Origin of the sequence: Streptomyces sp. NPDC060000 (assembly GCF_042737375.1) — a bacterium.
In the GTDB taxonomy this organism is placed as follows: domain Bacteria; phylum Actinomycetota; class Actinomycetes; order Streptomycetales; family Streptomycetaceae; genus Streptomyces.
Genome location: NZ_JBHWUU010000037.1, coordinates 1 through 19512, shown reverse-complemented (window position 1 = coordinate 19512; position 19512 = coordinate 1). Strand labels below are relative to the sequence as shown.

Annotated in this window: 12 protein-coding genes; 7 read left to right on the top strand and 5 right to left on the bottom strand. The window is 65.1% G+C overall.

Going from position 1 to position 19512, the window contains the following annotated elements; all coding sequences use genetic code 11:
- Nucleotides 1-13: 13 nt before the first annotated feature.
- Both ACFWBB_RS20500 and ACFWBB_RS20495 read left to right on the top strand, forming a co-directional pair.
- Nucleotides 14-1456, top strand: a complete 1443-nt coding sequence (locus tag ACFWBB_RS20500) for a DNA phosphorothioation-associated putative methyltransferase (RefSeq protein ID WP_385274102.1) — start codon at nt 14-16, stop codon at nt 1454-1456.
- A gap of 58 nt (nt 1457-1514) precedes the next feature.
- The gene (locus ACFWBB_RS20495; RefSeq protein ID WP_385274099.1) at nt 1515-2366 is read left to right on the top strand and encodes a hypothetical protein; all 852 of its coding nucleotides are present in this window, start codon (nt 1515-1517) and stop codon (nt 2364-2366) included.
- A gap of 116 nt (nt 2367-2482) precedes the next feature.
- On the opposite strand, the gene ACFWBB_RS20490 is transcribed toward ACFWBB_RS20495, so the two are convergent.
- From ACFWBB_RS20490 to ACFWBB_RS20470, 5 genes are all read right to left on the bottom strand, one after another.
- A complete protein-coding gene (locus ACFWBB_RS20490) occupies nt 2483-3280 on the bottom strand; it encodes a phosphoadenosine phosphosulfate reductase (protein WP_385274243.1) in 798 nt (265 codons plus the stop codon).
- Between the two features lie 207 nt (nt 3281-3487).
- Nucleotides 3488-4135 (bottom strand): hypothetical protein, encoded by a 648-nt coding sequence (locus ACFWBB_RS20485; protein ID WP_385274096.1) that lies wholly within the window; start codon nt 4133-4135, stop codon nt 3488-3490.
- A gap of 72 nt (nt 4136-4207) precedes the next feature.
- Nucleotides 4208-5104, bottom strand: a complete 897-nt coding sequence (locus ACFWBB_RS20480) for a phospholipase D family protein (protein WP_385274093.1) — start codon at nt 5102-5104, stop codon at nt 4208-4210.
- Entirely contained in the window at nt 5101-6993 is a 1893-nt protein-coding gene (locus ACFWBB_RS20475; protein ID WP_385274090.1) for an ATP-binding protein, read from the bottom strand. Before ACFWBB_RS20475 ends, ACFWBB_RS20480 begins: the two co-directional genes overlap by 4 nt.
- Nucleotides 6990-8594: a DEAD/DEAH box helicase gene (locus ACFWBB_RS20470; protein WP_385274087.1), complete on the bottom strand. Its 1605-nt coding sequence runs from the start codon at nt 8592-8594 to the stop codon at nt 6990-6992. Before ACFWBB_RS20470 ends, ACFWBB_RS20475 begins: the two co-directional genes overlap by 4 nt.
- A gap of 466 nt (nt 8595-9060) precedes the next feature.
- On the opposite strand from ACFWBB_RS20470, the gene ACFWBB_RS20465 reads away from it, so the two are divergent.
- The 5 genes from ACFWBB_RS20465 (at nt 9061) to ACFWBB_RS20445 (ending at nt 18931) form a co-directional block, all read left to right on the top strand.
- Entirely contained in the window at nt 9061-10302 is a 1242-nt protein-coding gene (locus ACFWBB_RS20465) for a cysteine desulfurase family protein (protein WP_385274084.1), read from the top strand.
- Between the two features lie 58 nt (nt 10303-10360).
- A complete protein-coding gene (locus tag ACFWBB_RS20460; protein ID WP_382124094.1) occupies nt 10361-11473 on the top strand; it encodes a DUF4007 family protein in 1113 nt (370 codons plus the stop codon).
- Nucleotides 11470-15048 carry an ATP-binding protein gene (locus tag ACFWBB_RS20455; protein ID WP_385274080.1) on the top strand — a complete coding sequence of 1193 codons (3579 nt, stop codon included), beginning with the start codon at nt 11470-11472 and terminating at the stop codon, nt 15046-15048. Before ACFWBB_RS20460 ends, ACFWBB_RS20455 begins: the two co-directional genes overlap by 4 nt.
- The gene (locus ACFWBB_RS20450; RefSeq protein WP_355765154.1) at nt 15045-15878 is read left to right on the top strand and encodes a phosphoadenosine phosphosulfate reductase family protein; all 834 of its coding nucleotides are present in this window, start codon (nt 15045-15047) and stop codon (nt 15876-15878) included. The genes ACFWBB_RS20455 and ACFWBB_RS20450 overlap by 4 nt, the downstream gene beginning before the upstream one ends.
- A 593-nt stretch (nt 15879-16471) precedes the next feature.
- Nucleotides 16472-18931: a DUF262 domain-containing protein gene (locus tag ACFWBB_RS20445; protein WP_385274076.1), complete on the top strand. Its 2460-nt coding sequence runs from the start codon at nt 16472-16474 to the stop codon at nt 18929-18931.
- Nucleotides 18932-19512: the final 581 nt, after the last annotated feature.

The following is a 19512-nucleotide window of genomic DNA, read 5'->3' as shown; positions in this document are numbered from 1 at the left end:
CCAGGGGACGCCGATGACACAGCAGCTCTGGAGCAGCCAGAGGCATCAGACCGCCATCGGCCGTGTCGGTCTCTCACTACCGGCCCGTCGCGCCGTCGGCGACCTCCAGCTGGAACCCGACACGGAAGTACTGGACTACGGGTGCGGACGTGGCGGCGATGTACGTGCACTGCAGCACCTCGGCTTTGATGCCGCGGGGTGGGACCCGGTGCACTTCCAGGACGGGCGGCGCGAGCCGGCCGAGGTGGTCCTTCTCACCTATGTCTTGAACGTCATTGAGAATCCCGCCGAACGACGCGAGACGCTCCTACGAGCGTGGGACCTCGCCAAATCGGTGCTCGTCGTGTCCGCACGGTTGAGGTGGGAGCGCAACCAGATCAAAGGCACGGAGTACGGCGACGGCATCCTCACCCAGCGCCGCACCTTCCAGCACCTCTACGCCGCCGGCGAGCTTCGCGACTACGTTGAGGAAGCCACTGGTGTCCGCTGTGTGTCGGCGGCGCCGGGCATCGTCTATGCCTTCAAGGACGACGCGGCCCGTCTCAGCTACCTCGCCCGCCAGGTCGCCCCTGACGGGGGATGGTTGGCCTCTGAGGACACCGCTTCGGCGATCACCTCGGTTGTCGCTCATCTCGAACAGCGGGGCCGGATGCCGCAGCTTGAGGAAATGCCGCAGCCCACTATCAGCCTGCTCGGCCACCTGCGCCCCGGTGAACTGAAGCGCCTTGCCGAGCAGGAAGCCGACCCCGTGAAGGTGGAGCGGAGCGCCGAACGCGGAGCCCTCGACACTCTGCTCTTCCTCGCCCTGGAGCTGTTCCATGGCCGAGGCCCGGTGAGCAGTCTGCCCCTGCCTGTTCAGCTGGACATTCGTGCGTTCTTCCCCTCATACACCGAGGCGTGCCAGCGCGCCGATCGCCTCCTGTTCAAGCTGCGCGACGACGCCTACGTCCGCCGAGCGATGAACGGCTCTATCGCAGGCAAGTTCACCGCGACCGCCCTGTACGTGCACCGTCGGGCACTCCACCGGATCCCGGCCGTGCTGCGGCTGTACGAGCAGTGCGCGAGTATCGCTGCAGGCCGTCCCGGCGAGTGGTCCGTCGTCAAGCTCCGCCACCAGGGCCGGGGCGTCAGCTGGCTTGACTACCCCGAGTTCGACACCGACCCCCACCCGCGTATCGCGGCCTCGTACGCCGTCGACCTGAAGACCCTCAAGTCCTCCTTCACCTCGTACGCAGACTCCACCAACCGTCCCCTCCTGCACCGCAAGCACGAGTTCCTCGCCGAGGATGACCCCGACGGACCCAAGTACCGGAGGCTCACCGACGCCGAGGTGCGCGCCGGCCTGTACGAGAGCCCGCACCTGATCGGCACAGAAGAGGGCTGGGAACGCGAACTCGTACGCTGCGAACGCGAGTTGCGAGGCCACCGGCTCGTACGGCGAACCGTTGGCGGGTGAGCGTGGCCTGGCCCTCGGCGGCCGTGTGATTGTGAGTGGCGTGTGAGACGGTCCACTTATGACCACCACCAGCACGGAGGGCCCCTGCCAGCCCCCGTACCGAACGCTGTCCATGCTCGCGCTGGCCGACCCCGAGGACCACGTCCGTGAGCTCACCGACTGGATGGAGCATGCATCCGCCCGTACTGAAGCGCACGGCGCGCAGAACGACTGGGACAACGCCTACAGGTGGCTCCGCCTTGCCCAGGGCCTGCGCACGATCACCTTCGACATGTCCTACGACGACGGCGGCATGTGCTCGGCAGGCATCGACTTCGACGGCGTCTGGACGGAGATGATGGAGGGGTGGCAGCTGCACCAGGTTCGCCTCGGCTACCTGCGGGCAGCGCTGGAAGGCTTCGTCCGGTTGCTGCACCCTGATGCCGCCGACCCGGGGCAGGTCATCGAGGCGGCGGAACAACAGCTGCAACACCACGCCGAGGTGTGGCCGCTGCACGCACGCGAGGTCGCTGAACATCTCGGCGGGCACAGCCCGGACCGCGTGGCGAGCGGCAAAGCGTCGGTCGCGGCAGGAGTGGTTCAGGCGATCGACCTGCACGAGAATGCCGTGCAGGGCCGTGCGGGCATCCCCGAGCCGGCCACCGACGCGGATGCGAGGATCTTCGCCGCTGGGCATGCTGAGGTTTGCGCGGCCAAGGAAGCCTGTTCGGTGCTGCTGCTGGGCATTCAGTTGCTGATGGCGGCGGCGACGAACGAGAACCGCGTCGCCGTTTTCGACGACAAGTACCTCCTCGACGGCAAGTGGGTTCCAGACTCCTCGGGCGGCAGCCGCTGGGTGGACGAGGAGATGCTCTACAGCGAGTACCTGGCGGTCCTTCATCTTGAGCCCGGTGAGCCGCCCGAGCTCTGATCCAGCCCCGCCCCGTGGTCTCCGACGGCCCCCTTGGGCGGCCATCCGGATGCACGACGGGTGCGGGGCCGGAGCCATGGCTTCCGGCCCCGCACCCGTCATGACCGATGTGGTGGTCAGGTCATGCACCAGCCGGAGTCGCACGCCCCCTCGTCCTCGGCGCCGTCGTCCCTCGGGCTCTCCTCGGGGATGGCCTGAGCGAGCGGAACGCCGTACCTCGTGAGATACACCGCATCCCGTCCCAGCGCGTCCCTGCGGCGGTTGATCGTCTCTTCCAGCCGGACCGACAGGGCGAACAGCTCGGGCTCGTGCCGACGCTGGTGGTGCCAGGCGCCGACGGTACGGAAGGGGCAGAAGAAGCAGGAGCTCTTGGGCGGCACAGGCAGGCCAGCCTCCGCGATGATGCGTTCGCAGTCGTCCCTGCGCAGCCCGAGATCAAGGAGCGGGTACTCGATGACCTCGTGAGCTTCCCGCCGCCGGCGGTTGGCACGATGGATCTCGTCGAGGGATATACCGATGCCGATCGTCGCCGGCTCCTCCGCGGTGGCGCCGTGCTCCCGAAGCCACCGCCCCACCACCTTGATCTTGAAGTCCGCCGTGCAGTTGCGGCGGCCGGGAGCACCGTTTGCCATGCGAACCGGGATGGGGATCGACCGGGTTTCCGGCCGGTGTAGCCGCTGCATGAGGGTTTCCGTAGCCCCATCGCGTCGCCGGCGCTTGAGCTCATGGATTTCCAGTCCTGCACGTGCGGCGTACGGGATGGCGATCTCACGCACATACGCGAGGGTCGCCGGATGCTCGCTGTCGTCTCCGACGTTGGCGAATAGGAAGGTGCGAAAGTCGATCTCCCCACCAGCGGCAAGCACGAGCAGGGCAGTGCTCTGGACGCCACCTCCGTAGGAAACAGCCTTCATGGGGCGGCGGTTTGGTTCGCTGGCAGTAGTTCGAGGGACGGAGTCGGTGGGGTGGGGGTGATGGGCTCCAGTGGTCTGCTGCAGCATCGACATGTGAGAGACAGTATGGATAACATCCAATCTATGCAAGTGTTTCTCTCATTATGGTCGGCCAGCACGGAAGCAGTACGGGGGATGAGTCGACATGTGCAGGATTTGGGGGACGGGTTACGGCCGAGGCTTGATGGTGACGGAAAGCCCCTGCGCTAGGACGGAGTTCAGGAACTCGGCTGCGGCGTCATGCTCAGCACTGGTGAACGTCTGCGCAGGAGGCGGCGAGGGGCGAGGCGGGCGTGCCTTGGGAGGGCTCAGCCGTCGGCCGCGAGGTTTTTGGGGAGCACGCTGTCCGGCGCGGAGCGCGGTGACTTCGGAGGCCACGATGGTTCGCTCCCGCTGTCGCCCGTCTTCCAAGATCGTTTCAAGGAGCCAGAGCGGAGAGCCGGAGACGAACAGGTCGGCCTCGGCGATCCGCTGCCGGTTGCGCCAGCGGGAGATTGCCTGCGCGTCCTGGCCGAGAACGCGGGCTGCCTCCTGGATACCGACTACGACCGGGAGTTGCTCCTTGTCTTGCAGGTCGTGGCCGAGGGGGATAGCGGCTTTGTACGTCTCCAGCCGTTCGTGATCGACTTTGCGGTCGCCCTCTCCGTCGAGTCGCATGACCGTGCTCAGCAGCCAGTACGGATTTCCCGACGCGATCAAGTCGGGCTCGTCGAGCGTGCCCTCTGTCCGCCACCTCTGGGACGTCTGCCGCTCCACGTGGAAGAGGAACGCAATCTCGGCGTGCCCGAGGAGAAACGGGACGCGTACCTCTGCCATGAGACGGCCTTCCCCATCACCTGTGCTCGTGTCTGTCGGCGATGCGCTGGCGGACACACCGTGGTTGTGATCTTAGGCGTGCTCAATGCCAGGTCGCAGCTCCCACGAGCCCACTTCGGTGTAGTACCGGCCGAAGTGCTGGAGCCAGGCCGCGAGCGTCTCGGTAGTTCTGCGCGCCTGTTCCTCTGTATCTCCTGTTCGCTCGGCAATGGCCCGCTGGAGCTCGATGTTGCTAAGACGCTGTTCCGCGGTCAGCCGATCGAGTTCCGGGATCGCGTGTAGGCGGACCTCCACCTCAGTGTTGAAGGCGTCTTCAGTGAGGCCGGCGGGAACATCGAGCATGGCCAGGTCGCGCACAATTCCGGCCTCGACCAACGAGGTAAATCTCTGGCGTCCGCCGTAGAAGGCGTAGACGTTCTCCGGTCTCCTTGTCTCCGGGAACCAGTACGGGGCTGCTTCGTCCTCGGAGGGCGGAGTGATGCGCTCGCTCCTCAGGAGCTCGGCCTGCTGCCTTACGAGAGCTGCGGCGTGGGGTGTGGCTATGGTGGAGCGGGCGTTGATCTGGCCGAGGACGCGCTGTACTTCGGGGTGGTCGAGCGACACCTCCAGCAGGAGCTCCACGTTGGCGTTCGGTACGCGTCCTGTGGCTTTGCCGGTCAGATTGGCGGAGCCAACCAGGCAACGGCCGCCAGCCCGGTAGAGCTTGGCGTGGAGAGACGGACACAAGGCAATGGAAATGCGCTCATCGCTCTGGGCAGCTTCGATGATCTCCGGGTCGGAGACCCCGGCGGCAACTTCCGCCGGGGTCCAGCGAGTGACGCACGTGATCTTCTGGACGGCGGAGGGCACCGCGGCGATGGTCTCCTCGAAGATCGCCTTCTTGATGAAGGGGGCGATGATGACCACCTCCTCGGCGGCGTCCTCCATCAGGTCCGCGATTTGCTGCCAGACATGGTCCGGCTGCGTCACTCCTCTTCACTCCCGTCCTCGATGAAGTCACGGGCGTACCGGCCCCAGTCGCTCCGGGCATCCGCGATGACCCGGCGTGCCTTCTTGTTGGGGATCTCATCCTCCATCCGTGCCCAGGAGAAGATCAGCAGCTTGAAGGTCTCGGTCGCGCGGGCGAGCCGCTGGCGGAGTTCTGCTTCGTTCGCTTCCTCGGGCACGTCCTCAAGCACGGCCATCAGCTTGCCGTGTAGGGGGTGCTCGGTGTTGAAGGACACCTGGAGCATGCCGGCGAGCAAGTCGATGTTGAAGAAGGCGGATGAGTCCTGGGGGCTGGAGATCCAGCGGACGCGCCAGTCGTTCTCCATGGCCTCGTCGACCAAGGTCTGGGCGGTGTCTTCGTCGACGTGGTGTCGCTCGGTCAGTGCGGTCAGCTGCTCCTGGCGCTTGTCGGCTTCCGTCGCCTCCTCGGCGAGGAGGTCGGTCGTACCGGTGTACCCGTCCTCCTGCCGGCGCTTGACGGCGTCCGTGGCCTTGGAGGTGACGTCCTGGTCGTACCGCTTCTTACCCTTCCGGTCGCCCAGCGTCTGCTGCTTCAGCTTCTTGCGCATCTTGCCCAGGAGGCCCTTGAGGTACTGGGCGAGGTCGATCAGCGGCAGGCGGGGGTCGCCGAGTTCCCGCAGACGGTCCTTGAACTGCTTGGGTGTCTCGTCGGGATCCTGTTCGGCAGACCAGTCGAAGTCGGCGAGTGATGAGAACACGACGGCGGTCTGCTTGTTGTTGGTGACGCCGAACACCTCGTCGAGCTCGGGCGGGAAGTCCACCTCAACGCCCCACCACCGCTCCACGGGGTCGTAACCGATCGCCCACGAGGTATCGAGGTCGAGCTCGCGGCCCTTCCGGACCAGCGAGACGCCGACATTCCGACGGGCGTGCTTCCCCCACTTCTGGTCACCCGGGGCTCGGTTCGGGTTGGCATCGCCGGGCCACGGATGGCCGGAGACATCGGAACGGCGGGCTTCAGGCCGGGCGATGGATGCGCGCACCGTTACGGTGTGCTGTGTGCCATCGACCGTGATGGGGTAGCGGTAGACCCCGGGTTCGGCCTCGTTGCCCATGTGGAACGGCTCGAACATGGGTGAGCTGTTGAACGGCGCGGGCGTACCGGTCTTCGCCATGAGGTACAGAGGATCGTTGGGCTCGGCGTAGTAAGCGCCGTTGTCCCCTTCGGTGACCTTTTCGATGACCTTCCCATCGCGAACGGGTGCCATCTTGATGTCCACGGAGCCGTCGTGCAGGTAGTGCCGGTACACACGACCGATCAGCTCGGCGGTGTTGCGTAGGGTGGCGCCGGCACTGTGCCATTTGACGCGGTCCAGGTCCGTCCAGACGACCAGGGTGCCGCTGTTACCCAGCGGCACCTCGCTCAGGTCGTCCCAGTACTCCGGCACGCGGCGAGGTACGGGGTCGGGAACCTCATCCTGCCCGCTGGTGATCTCGTCCAGGTCAAGGTAGGTGTACAACGCGTTCGCGGGGCTGTTCTTCCACGACCAGACCTCGACCTTGGTGCACTGGGACATGCTGGAGTTGGGCAGGCCCATGCCGAAGCGGCCGATGCGGTTGCGGTCGTCGCCGAGGCCGTCTCCGTATTTCAGAGCCCGGCGCAGGAGTTCGCTGTCCATGCCCTTGCCGTCGTCGAGAACGGCGATCTTGTCCACCCGGTACCTGGTCTGGGTTGCGCCCTCGATGGGGCTCTCGCAGGCGAAGACCTGTACCAGCGTGGCTTCGGCATCGATGCTGTTGTCGATCAGCTCGGCGAGCGCGTAGGCGGTGTTCTTGTAGCCGCTGTCGCGCATGGCCTTGACGGTCAGCGAAGGGCTGACGATCCGGTAGTTGTTTCCTTCGCCGGTCACGCTGTCTCCCATACGTCTTCCCAGTTGGTGAATGCTTCGGCGACGTCGCCGAACCCGGGGAGCTCCGGGTCGACGACGGTGACGATCTCGCAGGTTTCGGTTCCGCCGGCCTTGGGGCCGCGGATGACCCGGCCGACCATCTGGCTGTAGAGCACCAGGGACTTGGTCGGTCGGGCGATGACGGCGGCGCTGGCCGCGGGCGCGTCGAAGCCCGTGGTCAGAACTCCGAAGTTGCAAAGGATCATGGGGCGCCGCGCCGTGCTCTTGAATCGACGGATGGCGTCGCTGCGATGCCGCGGCGAGGACTCGCCGGTCACGAATACCGCGTGGAGGCCAGCCGCGGAAAGCACGGATGCGATGAGGCGGCAGTGCTGCACCGATGCCGCGAACACGAGGATGCGGCGGTGCTGTTTTTCAAGGAGGTCCATGATCGTCTGGACGACCTTGAGGTTCCACTGCTCATCCTTCGCGAGCTCGGCGATGATGCTGTCCGGGATCTCGAACGCTCGCGCCAGGCTCTGCTGATCCCGGGCCGACAGATGCATGCCGGCTTCCGCGGCTACTGTGCGCATGACCGGTTTGGCCAGGTAGCCCTGTTCGATGAGGGCCGTCACGGGGTTCGTGTATCCCTCGATTTCCAGCATGACCTTCTGGCGGGAAAAGAAGTCGGCGAGTTCTTCGTCCTTGGCGATGTCCGCCCACGTGCGGCCCGGGGTCGCGGTGAGACCAAGCAGGCTCGAATCGTGACGTACCGTCAGGTCGTCCACCACGCCCTGAAACGTGGGGGCGATGATCTGATGGGCCTCGTCGAACACAGTCAGAGTGCTGCGGGCGGCCAGCGTGCGCAGGAACTGCGGGTTCGATTTGGCGATTGAGACGGCCTTCTCCAGCCCGAGGACGACCAGACCGTCGGTGACATCTGCGAGATCCGGTGAAGCACTACCCCACACACGGAGAACCGGCAGGGGGCGGTCGCCGACCTTGCTCCAGGCGCGCTCGAACTCGACCGCGGCCTGCTCTAGCAGTTCCTGCCCGTGAGCCAGCCACACCACCAATGTGGGTCCGTGCTGCCTGAGGTGGTCGCCAATCATGCTCATGCCGGTCCGCGTCTTGCCCACGCCCGTCGGCAGATGGAGTACAACCCGGCGGGGGCCGTCGTACAGCAGCTCCTTGGTCCGGCGCGCTGCGCGGAGCTGATGCGGGAACAGGCCGTAGTCGGGAGTCGTTTCCCGCTTGAAGGAGGGGAGCTGAGGCTGCGCGCGCTCGACCGTAAAGCCGAAGAACTCCAAAAGTGCCCTGCGCTCGTCAGGTGTCCACTTCAACGAGTTCAGGTACTCCAGCGGTTGCCCGTCGCTCAGCGACCCGAGCCGCTGCGCGAGCTCCCTTTGTTTGGGTGCGGGAATGAGACCGATCAGCGCCCCACGCTCGTCCTCGTCGGCGAACAGGAGCTCGGCGTCGATCGCGATCGCTGCGACAGCTCGCAACCGCCCGTCACCGGCCGTGCCTCCTTCGATGAGGTCGAGGAGGCTGCACAGCTCCTTGCCGAGGTGTCGGCGGATGTAGTCCATGGGGGCGTTTGCCAGGAGGGCCTCGATCGGCATTCCCGGTGACCACGTCGTCACAGCCTCACCTGACCGAGGCGGCTGACGGCGAGCCGTGATCCGCTCGCACAGGACCGACCATCATCGTGAAGTTCCTCTCCAGGTCGACGCACACCAAGCACCGCCCCGACGTGCGTAGTTACTGCAACGCTGCAGCGTGCGGGCCACCCTAATCGGAACCACTGACAACAGGAGCGTCTTGAGGTGAAAAGCCTAGCCAGGGACGGCATTTGGCCACACGGTTGCCCGTCTGCCCGTCTGCCCGTCTGCCCGTCTGCCCGTCTGCCCGTCTGCCCGTCTGCCCGTCCGTCCGCGAAGCGGATCTTGTGACATGCGGCTTGTGCATGAGCGCCTAATGTAGAACTTTTGTTCGGTAAATGGCTTGCGACACCACGCGTTCGGGTGATTCAAAGAGTGGATCTTGACTCGCGGCTAGGCTCGCGGCGAGCTCCTGGTGGAACCCGGGATGCGGGAGCAGGCTTCCACCAGCAGTACATTGGTGTGTGACACGAGCGAGGTGGGGTGGCAGATGATGAACGGGCCGAATGGGTCGTATACGTCCTATTTTGACTACAACGCCACCGCTCCGATTCGGCCCGAGGCGCTCGCGGCCGTCGTCGAGGCCATGCAGTCGGTGGGTAACGCCTCAAGCATGCACGAACCGGGACGGCAGGCGGCTCATCGGGTCGACGGCGCCCGCCGTCAGCTGGCCGACCTCCTCGGCTGCTCGCCTGGCGAAATCATCTTCACCTCCGGGGCGACTGAAGCGAACAACCTGGCCCTCCGGGCCGCATGTAGCGCCGGAAATCCCGTGGTTACAAGCCCTGTTGAGCATCCGGCTGTCCTGGAGACAGCTCGCGCAGTCACCGCTGAGAACCCCGAGGACCTCGTGCTCCTGCCGGTCGCCAGTGACGGCCTGGTGGATCTCGACGCCCTCGATCAGGTCTTCGCTACGCGTCGTGGAGGCGTGGTCTCGCTGATGGCGGCGAACAACGAAACCGGGGTCCTCACCGATCTCCGCGTCGCGGCCAAGGCGGCCCGTGAAGCAGGCGCGCTCGTCCATACCGACGCCACGCAGATCATTGGCCGCCTCCCCGTGGACGTTGCTGAACTCGACGTCGACCTCTTGTCGCTGTCTGCCCACAAGTTCGGCGGACCGCAGGGAGTCGGCGCCCTGTATGTACGGCGTGGGTCCCCCCTCCCTCACCGGCCGCTCCTCGTGGGCGGCGGACAGGAGCGAGGCTGGCGCGCAGGCACGTTGAACGTGGCAGGGATCATCGGCATGGGGGCAGCGGCCGACGCGGCGCGCCACGGTCTCGGCGAGGATGTCGAGCGGATCGCGGCCCTGCGTGACCGCCTCGAAAGCCTCGTGACCGATGCCCTGCCCGGCTGCCGTATCAACGGCCGTCGCGATCAACGCCTGCCCGGCGTGACAAGCATTACTTTCCCCGGGGTGCCTGCGGATGCGGTCCTGGCGGCCATGCCCGACGTGGCTGCCTCGGAGGGCAGCGCGTGCGCGTCCGGCGCTCCGACGCCGAGCCACGTACTCCTGGCGATGGGGCTGTCCCGGGAGGACGCCGACAGCACGATCCGCTTCTCGCTGGGCTACGCCACCACGAATGCTGAGATCGAGCATGCCGCGCACGCCGTCAAACGTGCCGCGACGCAGGTTCGCGCCGCGCTGGCCGAAGCCCATGGTCCTCGCTGACTGTTATCCCGTTTACCACCGCGTTAGAGCAATCGCATTGGACACAGAGAGGTCCCGAATGTCAGACAGCCGGCTTGGGGAAGCCGCCCATTTTGCCTTCGCGCGACACGAAACGTTCGCGCCCCGCTTCGGCTGGCTGCACAAGGCATACATGCAGGTCAAACGCGACCAGGGTGCGTTTCTCGCGGACGACGCGCCAGTGTTGTTCGGTGTGGGCAAGAACATGGTCAACGCCATGCGCTACTGGTCGCGTGCGTTCAAGCTGACCCGCGAGCACTCGCCCGCGCAGCGCACTCAGGCCAAGTTCTCCTATCCCACCTGGGAGGCCCGCTGGCTTCTGGACGAGGACGGTGCGGACCCGTATCTGGAGGAGAACGGCAGCCTGTGGCTGCTGCACTGGTGGCTGGTCTCTTCCCGCCCCGGGGCCAAGAGCCATGCGCCGGCCTGGTATACGGCCTTCCATCTGGCGCCGTTCTCCCGGTTTTCGACCGCGGACATGACGCAGGTGGTTACCCGGCATGTGAACTTCTCTTACGACAAGAGCCCGGAAGAGGCGTCAATCGTCCGGGACATTGACTGCATCACCAAGATGTATGCGCGCAGCGCCCCTGAGAAGGCCGGCTCGCCGGGCAGCTACGAGGACCTGCTCGCCTGCCCCTTCCGTGACCTTGATCTGCTCACCTTTGTCGGGACGCGTGGCAAGCCCGAGTGGCAGTTCACCAGCGGGCACCGCACCTCGCTTCCTGCCCGGGTCCTGGCGTACGCCTGCCTGGACTACGCTGCCAAGTTCTCCCGCCAGGCCAACTCGATCTCCGTTGCCCGCCTTGCCAACGAGCCTGGCTCCCCGGGGCGCGCCTTCCGTGTCCGGGAGAACGAGATCGTCATGGCGTTGCAGAAGATCGCCGCGGACCACCCGCAGCTCAACCTGACCGAGGCCGTGGGACAGCGCAGCCTCGCCTTCACGGCCGACCCCTTCGAGCTGGCCTGGGAAGTGCTGGACGAGCAGTACGACTTCGTCACCCGCCGTCCCGGATTCCCCACCCGTGAGGAGTGGGCTGCCAAGTTTCCCGAGCTCGCCAAGGCCGAGCAGAAGGAACTCGCCACGAAGGCCACGGACGCCACCGAGGCGGCCGACACCACCGAGATGCTCTTTGCTGAGGAGACCGCGTGACCACCGCAACCCCCACGCGGACCCCGAGCAGCCCGGCGAACTCCGCCCCGCAGTTCCCCGCCGGCATCGAACTTGTCGGCTCTCAGATGCGCTCGACCAACCTTGAGCGCGATGTTGAGGACGCCCTGCACGACCCCTACGTCGGCGCACGGGCCGTCGACGTTCTGGAGCGCATCGCGAGCGCTCTGGCTGACCAACGCCGCACCCGCGCCTGGTCGTTCACCGGTCCCTACGGCTCCGGCAAGTCCACCCTGTCCAACATCATCGACGCTCTGCTGGGGCGAGATGCCAAGCGGCGCAGCGAGGCCGAGCGCATCCTCGAAGAGGCCAGCCCCGCTCTAGCCCAGCGCCTTGCCACAGCACGCGACGCCATCGCCCCCGAGGGATTCCTCGGCGGCGTGGCCACCGCGCGCCGCGAACCCGTCGTCGCCACGCTCTCCCGCGCCCTGCACACCGCGGCGGCGCGACGCTGGGGCAAGCGTGTCCCGAAGGCCATCGCCGCCGCCCTGCAGGCGTGCGCCGACCCGGACAACGCCGGGGCCAAGGAGATTCTCGGGGCCGTCACGGCTCTGACCGCGGACGGCCAGCAGCCTCTGCTCCTCGTCATCGACGAGTTCGGCAAGACGCTGGAACACCTCGCCGGTCACAACGAGTTCGCCGACGCCCAGCACGACCTGTTCCTGCTGCAGGAACTCGCCGAGAAGGCGGCTGGCCCCAACGGGCTGCCCGTCTACCTGATGACCTTGCAGCACCTGTCGTTCATGGACTACGCCTCACGGTCCAGCGAACTCAAGACCCGCGAATGGGCCAAGATCCAGGGGCGTTTCGAAGACATCACCTTCGTCCCCCACCACGGTGACTCGCTGCACCTGCTGCGCCGCCGCCTCGACCGCTCGGCTATCAACTCAGCGGGGCAGGCCCTGATCGCCGCGTCGGCCGAGGCGTCCGCGGACATCTGGACACAGCACGGGCTCGGTGTTCTGGCCGAACTCGGCCCCGCCCACTTCGCGGACCTCTACCCGCTGCACCCGATCACGGCCCTGGCTGCGCCGATCCTCGCCGCTCAGATCGGCCAGCACGACCGCAGCCTGTCGGGCTTCCTCAACAGCGGCGAGCCCAACACCGTCCACCACTCGCTGGCACGGCACAGCAACCAGAAGGCGGAGCACGCCAGCACGGTGCGACTGCCGCAGCTGTACGACTACTTCCTCAACTCCGGGCGCACCACTCTGCTCGCCTCCGCCAACGCGAGCCGGTGGATCGAGATCGACTCGCGTATCCGGGACGCCAACGGCCTCCCGGATGCCGACCAGGACGTGCTGAAGACCATCGGCGTCCTCAACCTGATCGACTCCGACGGGGCGCTCAGCGCCACGGCGCCGATGATTCACTTCGCGCTTCACGACCCCACGGACGTCGCCGACCCCGACGCCTTCACGGCGCTCGAAGAGCGGCTCGCCGACCTCGTCAGCCGGGGCTTTGTGGTCCACCGCGAGTTCAGCGGTGAATACCGGGTCTGGCAGGGCACGGACGTCGACATCGACAGCCGGCTCAAGGAAATCATCAGCCGTTTCGATGATGCCTCGGTCATCAACCGGCTCGGTAGCCTCGTCCCGCAGGCATTCGTGGCCGGCCGCCACAGCCAGGTCACCGGCATGATGCGCGTGTTCTACACCGCGGTAAGCGGCCCGGAGACCAAGTCCGTCGCCGCCCCGGACGAGCTGAAGGAGCCTGCCGACGGCCTCGTCGTCTTCCACCTCGGCACCGACGCTGACCGGCCCAATGTCCACTCGCCTCTGCCGGTACTCGTCGGCACCACCCCCAACCCCGACGTGGTGGTCAGCACGGCCACCTACCTCGTCGCGCTGAAGGAACTCAGCACCCAGCAGGACATCGACCACGTCGCCCGGCGAGAAGTCATCGAGCGGCTAGTGCAGGCCGAGGCCGAACTGCTGGAACTCCTGCAGGATGCCTTCTACCCACCGTCCTCCGAAGCGTCCTGGAGCCTCTGGCACACCGGAGTCGCCCCAGATGAAGAACCCGCCGCTTCCGGCCTGAAGGCCCGCAGCCTGAGCGGCTTGGTCTCCCTCGCCTGCGAGTCGGTGTACCCGCACACCCCGCACATCCGCAACGAGATGCTCGGCCGCCACGTCCTGACCAGCCAGGCCGCCCAGGCCCGCGGCATACTGCTGACGGCCATGCTCTCCGCCTCGGGCAAGGAGAACCTCGGCCTCATCGGGTACAAGGCCGAACGGGCCATTTACAGCGGCGTCCTGGCCTACCTTGGCCTGCACCGCGAGAACGGGGTAGCCCAGGCCGAGAGCCAGCAAGAGAGCCTGCTCCCGTACGGCTTCTCCCCGCCCGGCGAGGGTCACGAGCACGCACAGCCCGCCTGGAACGCCCTCAACGAGGTGCTGACCAGTGCCACTGAGCGGGTCAGCATCGAAGGGATCATCCGTGTCCTGATGAGCCCACCATTCGGGCTCAAGGCAGGCGTGGTCCCGGTCTTCCTGGTCCCAGCCCTGGTCATCCGCCGCCACGACGTCGCCCTGTTCGAAGAAGGCACCTACCTTCCGCGACTGACAATCGACGTGGTCGAGCGACTCGTCAAGGGCCCGGGACGCTTCTCGGTGAAGTACACGCCGGCCGGAGACGGCCAGCGCGGCGGCATCATCAAGAAGCTGATGGTGTCTCTCGGCGTGGAGGCACCGCGCTCCAAGGCCCTGCGTAACCCCGACCTCCTCTCCGTAGCCAGCGCACTGATTGTGCGTGTGGCCGACCTGCACAGGTACGCCCGCACCACCAAGAACATCTCGGCCGACGCCCGCACGGTGCGCACGGCGATCGTCGGAGCGCTGGATCCCGACGATCTGATCTTCCATGCGCTGCCGAAGGCGCTCGGCTTGCCCGAGATCCCGGCCCACACGCGCGTCAACGCGGAAGAGGCGAACACCTACGTCGAACGTCTCACCGCGGCGGCCGACGAACTCGTGGCCATCGACAGCCAACTGCGGGCCGAAGTCGTGAGCGTCCTTGCACAGGAGTTCCGCCTGCCGGCCGAACTGCCGGAGCTGCGCGCCCAGCTCGCTTCCCGGCTGCGAGGCTTCGTCGGCGCGGTGCTGACTCCGGAACTGCGCGGCTTTGTCGACTTCGTCCTCAGCGACAGCCTTGAGGACGAAGACTGGCTCGAGCCCATCGTCGTACGCCTGACCAACTCAGCCCTCGGAGACTGGGACGATCACGAAGCCAAGGTTTTCCCGCAGAAGGCCCGATCGATGGCTGCGGCCCTTGACCGAGTCGGGCACCTGCACCACGCCGGGAACGAGGTCCGCGGCCGGGAAGAGAAACTCCACGCCCAGTTGTTGACCTTGACTGACAGCGCCGGCGTGGAACAACGCACCCTGATTTACGTACCGGAACAGGCCCGCAGCGAGGCCAGCAGCCTTGCCGCCGACGTCCTGTTGCAGGCCGAGAAGGCCCTCGGGCCGGACGGAGCGAGGATCCTGCTCGCGGCCCTCGCTCAGCGCGTGACCGATGCCGCGGCAGCGGCGAGTGAAAGGAAGGCACAGGGATGACCGACGGAGCCGACACGCAGAAGGTCCGGCACGTTCTCGGTATCTCCGGCGGCAAGGACTCCTCAGCGCTCGCCGTCTACATGCGCAACCGAGTCCCGGAGATGGAGTACTTCTTCTGCGACACCGGTGCCGAACTCCCGGAAACATACGAGTACCTCAACCGGCTTGAGGCCGCCCTCGGCAAGTCCATCGTGCGACTGAACGCCGACCGCGACTTTGACCACTGGATGGAGGTCTACCAGGGCACCCTGCCCAGCCCCCAGATGCGCTGGTGCACCAAGAACCTCAAGATCAAGCCCCTGGAAGACTGGGTCGGCGACGACAAGGTCATCTCCTACGTCGCCATCCGGGCCGACGAGAACCGCATCGGCTACGTCAGCACCAAGCCGAACATCGATGCCGTCTTCCCCTTCCGCGAAGAAGGCATCGACAAGGAAGGCGTCATGCGCATCCTGGACGAGGCAGGCATCGGCCTGCCCGGCTACTACGAGTGGCGCACCCGCTCGGGATGCTACTTCTGCTTCTTCCAGCGCAAGCACGAGTGGGTTGGCCTCAAGGAACGCCACCCCGACCTGTACGCCAAGGCCGTGGAGTACGAGGACAAGGTCCGCTACCGGCATACCGCCATGAAGGGCCGCAACTACACCTGGTCACAGGGCGAGTCGCTCCCGGAACTTATAGAGCGCAAGGACGAGATCGAAGCCAAGCACGAGGCAGCCCTTGAGCGCGCGGCCAAGCGCATCAAGCCCAACCGTCCCTTGCTAGAGGTTCTCTCCGACGCACTTGACTCAGACGACGACGAGGCCGGCTGCTCCGTCTGCCACCTCTGACGCGCAATCACACACAGCGGCCCCAGCAGCACGAGCTGGGGCCGCTCTTGCTTTCCCGACTTCAAATCGAGCTCGTCTCGCTTGTGGTTGTGGCCGCGCCCAGAGTCTGCCCCCACGATAAGTCGAGCTAATCCGTGATGAACTGACGTAACGTCACGTGTAGGGCATAGTGGACACATGGCGCTCCTGCTACCTCTGTCGACCACTCATATGCCACCATGAGGGACGCCTCACCCACAGGCATGGAGCGATAACGGAGGGAAGTCGAGGGTATGGGGACTCGCGAAATTTTTGACGCGGCGCCGTGTGAGTTTTTTCAGTTCCTCGGTGAGCCCAGTCGAGGGCTCTATCTCCTCTGTGATGGTGCGCATACACCTGGGAGAGGTCCCAGATCGGGTGCCTTCTCGGTGGCGTCGCGCACGGCCTTAAACAGCTTTCTGAGTTCGAGGAATCGATGTGTTTCCTCGGCATCGTAATCGTGCCTCGCGACATCAACTAACGACCGTTGAGCCGAAATGTAGGTAGCAGGTCGCGTCGAAGGTGATTCCCCATCTGATCTGACCGAACCTGCTGGACGGAAAAAGGGACTACGTATGCCTACGCAGGCCAAGGAAATATTCGAGGCGCAGAGCAAGAGCGTCCGCGAGCTGCTGTCTGACAATGGCCTGGGCCTCTACCTGCCGCCCTACCAGCGTCCGTACGGCTGGGGCAAGGACAAGGTCGAGAAATTGCTCGACGACACACTGCATGGCCTCAAGAATCTAAGTAAGGCGCCGGATAGCTTCACCTTCTTGGGGACCGTCATCACCATCCATGATGTCAACCATGTCACGGTGAAGCCCATCGTCAAATCCGAGGTCCCGGCCAAGGTCCTTACCGTGATCGATGGGCAACAGCGTTTGTCGAGCCTTCTTATCCTGCTGGTCGGCCTGCACAACCTCATTCGTCAGCGCGCATGGAAGGTCTTCAAGGGGAAGACGCCAGATCCGACCAACAGTGCTCAGAATCACCTTTACTCGGAAACGAGCGACATGCTGCAGATGCTCGCGGCAGCGTTCTACGAGCGAAAAAACTACGGAATCAAGCCGCCGATCTATCCGCGCCTCATCCGAGCCTTCGTTGATCAGTGGGCCAGGGATGAGAAGCTGAAGAAATATGAGTCACCGATTGCCAACCTTATCTATCAATACTCGTTGCTAGCCGATAGTGAGACAACTTCTAGGCCGACCGACTTCAAGCCGACGGCGCGTCAGAACGCGGGTGAAGGCGAAGGTGATCTCATCAAGAGGTACAACGAGATCCGTACGGGGTTGACCAAGCTGTCGCAGCGAAAGGCCATCGAGGAGCTGGAGGATCTGCCGCCTCTAGCAACCCTTGCTACCAACATAGAGTTCCAGCGTGCGCTCTTCAACCACGAACTCGATCCCGAGCTTTGCGCTTGGTTGGGGGAGTTGGAAGACGAGCCCGAGGCTGAGCTGATGCGACTCGTCATGTTTGCCGCCTATGGCTTGAACCGTATCGCTCTCACGGTCGTGCAAGGGAAGGACGAGGACTATGCCTTCACGATCTTCGAGTCACTAAATACCACGGGCGAGCCTCTGACCGCCTTCGAGACCTTCCTCCCTCGGGTGGTGATGGCAGAGAAGATTCAGGAGTACCAGGACTCGGATGCACACGCGTACATGAAGGCGGTTCAGGGCTACCTGGACCGCTTCGACGTCGGAGACAAGCTTCAGAACGCAACTCGAGACTTGCTGGTCACTTACGCGTTGGCAGAGACGGGAGAGAAGCTCTCCAAGCGCCTCCCGGATCAGCGGGTCTACATGCGCGATACCTTTGAGCGCCACAAGGACTCGGCCGATGACCGAAGCGCGTACTTGCGCCACCTACGCGACACTGCGGCCTTTGTCGGGAATGCCTGGGAGCCTGCGAACAACTCTCCTCGCGCGCTACCAGGGCTAGAAGCGACCGCCATGACGGACACCGTGAAGCTGTGCCTGTCCTTCCTTAATTCACTCAATCACACCATTGCCATCGCGCCGCTCGTGCGCTTCTACTCCGAGGCTGTCCACGCGGACGAGGGGGAAGCGAGGGGAAAACGCGTCGCCGAGTTCGAGAAGGCGATCAAGGCAATCACTGCCTTCACGGTCTTCTGGCGAGCGACCCGCCGCGGCACGGGCAACATCGACAGCCAGTACCGTGCGGTCATGGCCGGGGTGGACTCGCTCACGGGCATGGGACCGCTCGCTCGCCAGCGGGCAGTGCCCGGTGCATCGAAGCCTGATCCGATCGTCGACGCCGAGGCGCTAAAAAAGGAACTTGTGGCGCGCTTGTCGCACTCTAAGCACGGCGCTATCCCAAACTTGCCCTCGTTCCTGGCAGATGCTTCCGCGCTGCCGCTCTACAGAATTGCCCGCCCGCTGACGCGTTTCCTTCTTTTGGCTGCATATCACGACACAATTGAAGATCCGGAGAATCCGGGTCTGATCATCCAAGGCAAGGCGGGGGTCGCCTCATGCTTCACCGCAGACGGTTGGGATGACGAGAAGCACCTCACAATCGAACACATCGCACCACAGCAGGCCACGAGTGGGTGGGATAAGGAGTTCTACAGCGAGAAGGAGACCGTCCATAAGCTGGGCAATCTGGTCCTGGCACCGGGCGCTGCCAACACGTCCCTCAGCTCGCGGCCTTGGACTGAGAAGAAGGTCCTGTACGCGGCACTCGGTGCCTCGACGACCGACGATGCCAAGTCGATCCTCAACAGTTCTGGCTTCACTTTCGCGCAGACGACTGAAGATCTAGCGTCCCTGTCGCGCTACCTTCCGCACCTGCGGGCACTGGGTAAGCGTGAGGACGAGTGGAATCCGACGTTCATGGATCAGCGTGCTGACGTCCTCCTGCGTCTGGCCTACACGCGACTCAAGGGCTGGCTCGGCCTAGAGCTGTCTGACTCCATCAGTGATCAGGTGGTCCAGGTCAAGGATGTAGAGGTTGAGAACAATGAGCTCGACGAGACTGAGGATGCCGGTGGAGCGGTTGGAGCGGCGTAACATTGTGGGCCAATTGGCCGGCGTTACGGCCCGAATTTCGCGGGGTAATGAACCCGCTAGTTTTCCAGCCTGACTTCGCCATCTTGCGGCGGGCTTGGCTACATTGCATGACAAACAATCACTTCGAGTGTGCAGCCGGTCGGCTCCGACGGAGTTCGGCCCGGTTGGTACGTTCGGCCATGCGCACGGCCACCTTGAACACTGCACCCAGAGAACCGTGCGGGCGGATCTCAAAGGTCGCGCGGATTCCATCGCGGTGCCGTTGCTTCCGGGTACGAGGTCGGCGGAGCGGCTTTGGGGTGGCGCTGCTTTGGCGCGAGTGATCATGGCCCCGTAAGCTTCCGGCGCGTCGGGCAGTCTGTGGACCTGCCCGCTAGAGCACGACGTTGGGGCCATGATCTGCGAGGCTCGCGCCAAAATGGCTCCGTAAAGCCGTGGAGCCGACCGCCTCAGCCACGACGTACTCATTCTCTGACGTTTAGGCGGCTGGTTGTTCTGCGCGGCACGGGCGCTGGCCGGGCTGGAGCGGGGCGGAGACAGGAGCGCAGGCCCGGCCGGGGGCCGTGCCGCGCGCGGGGAGC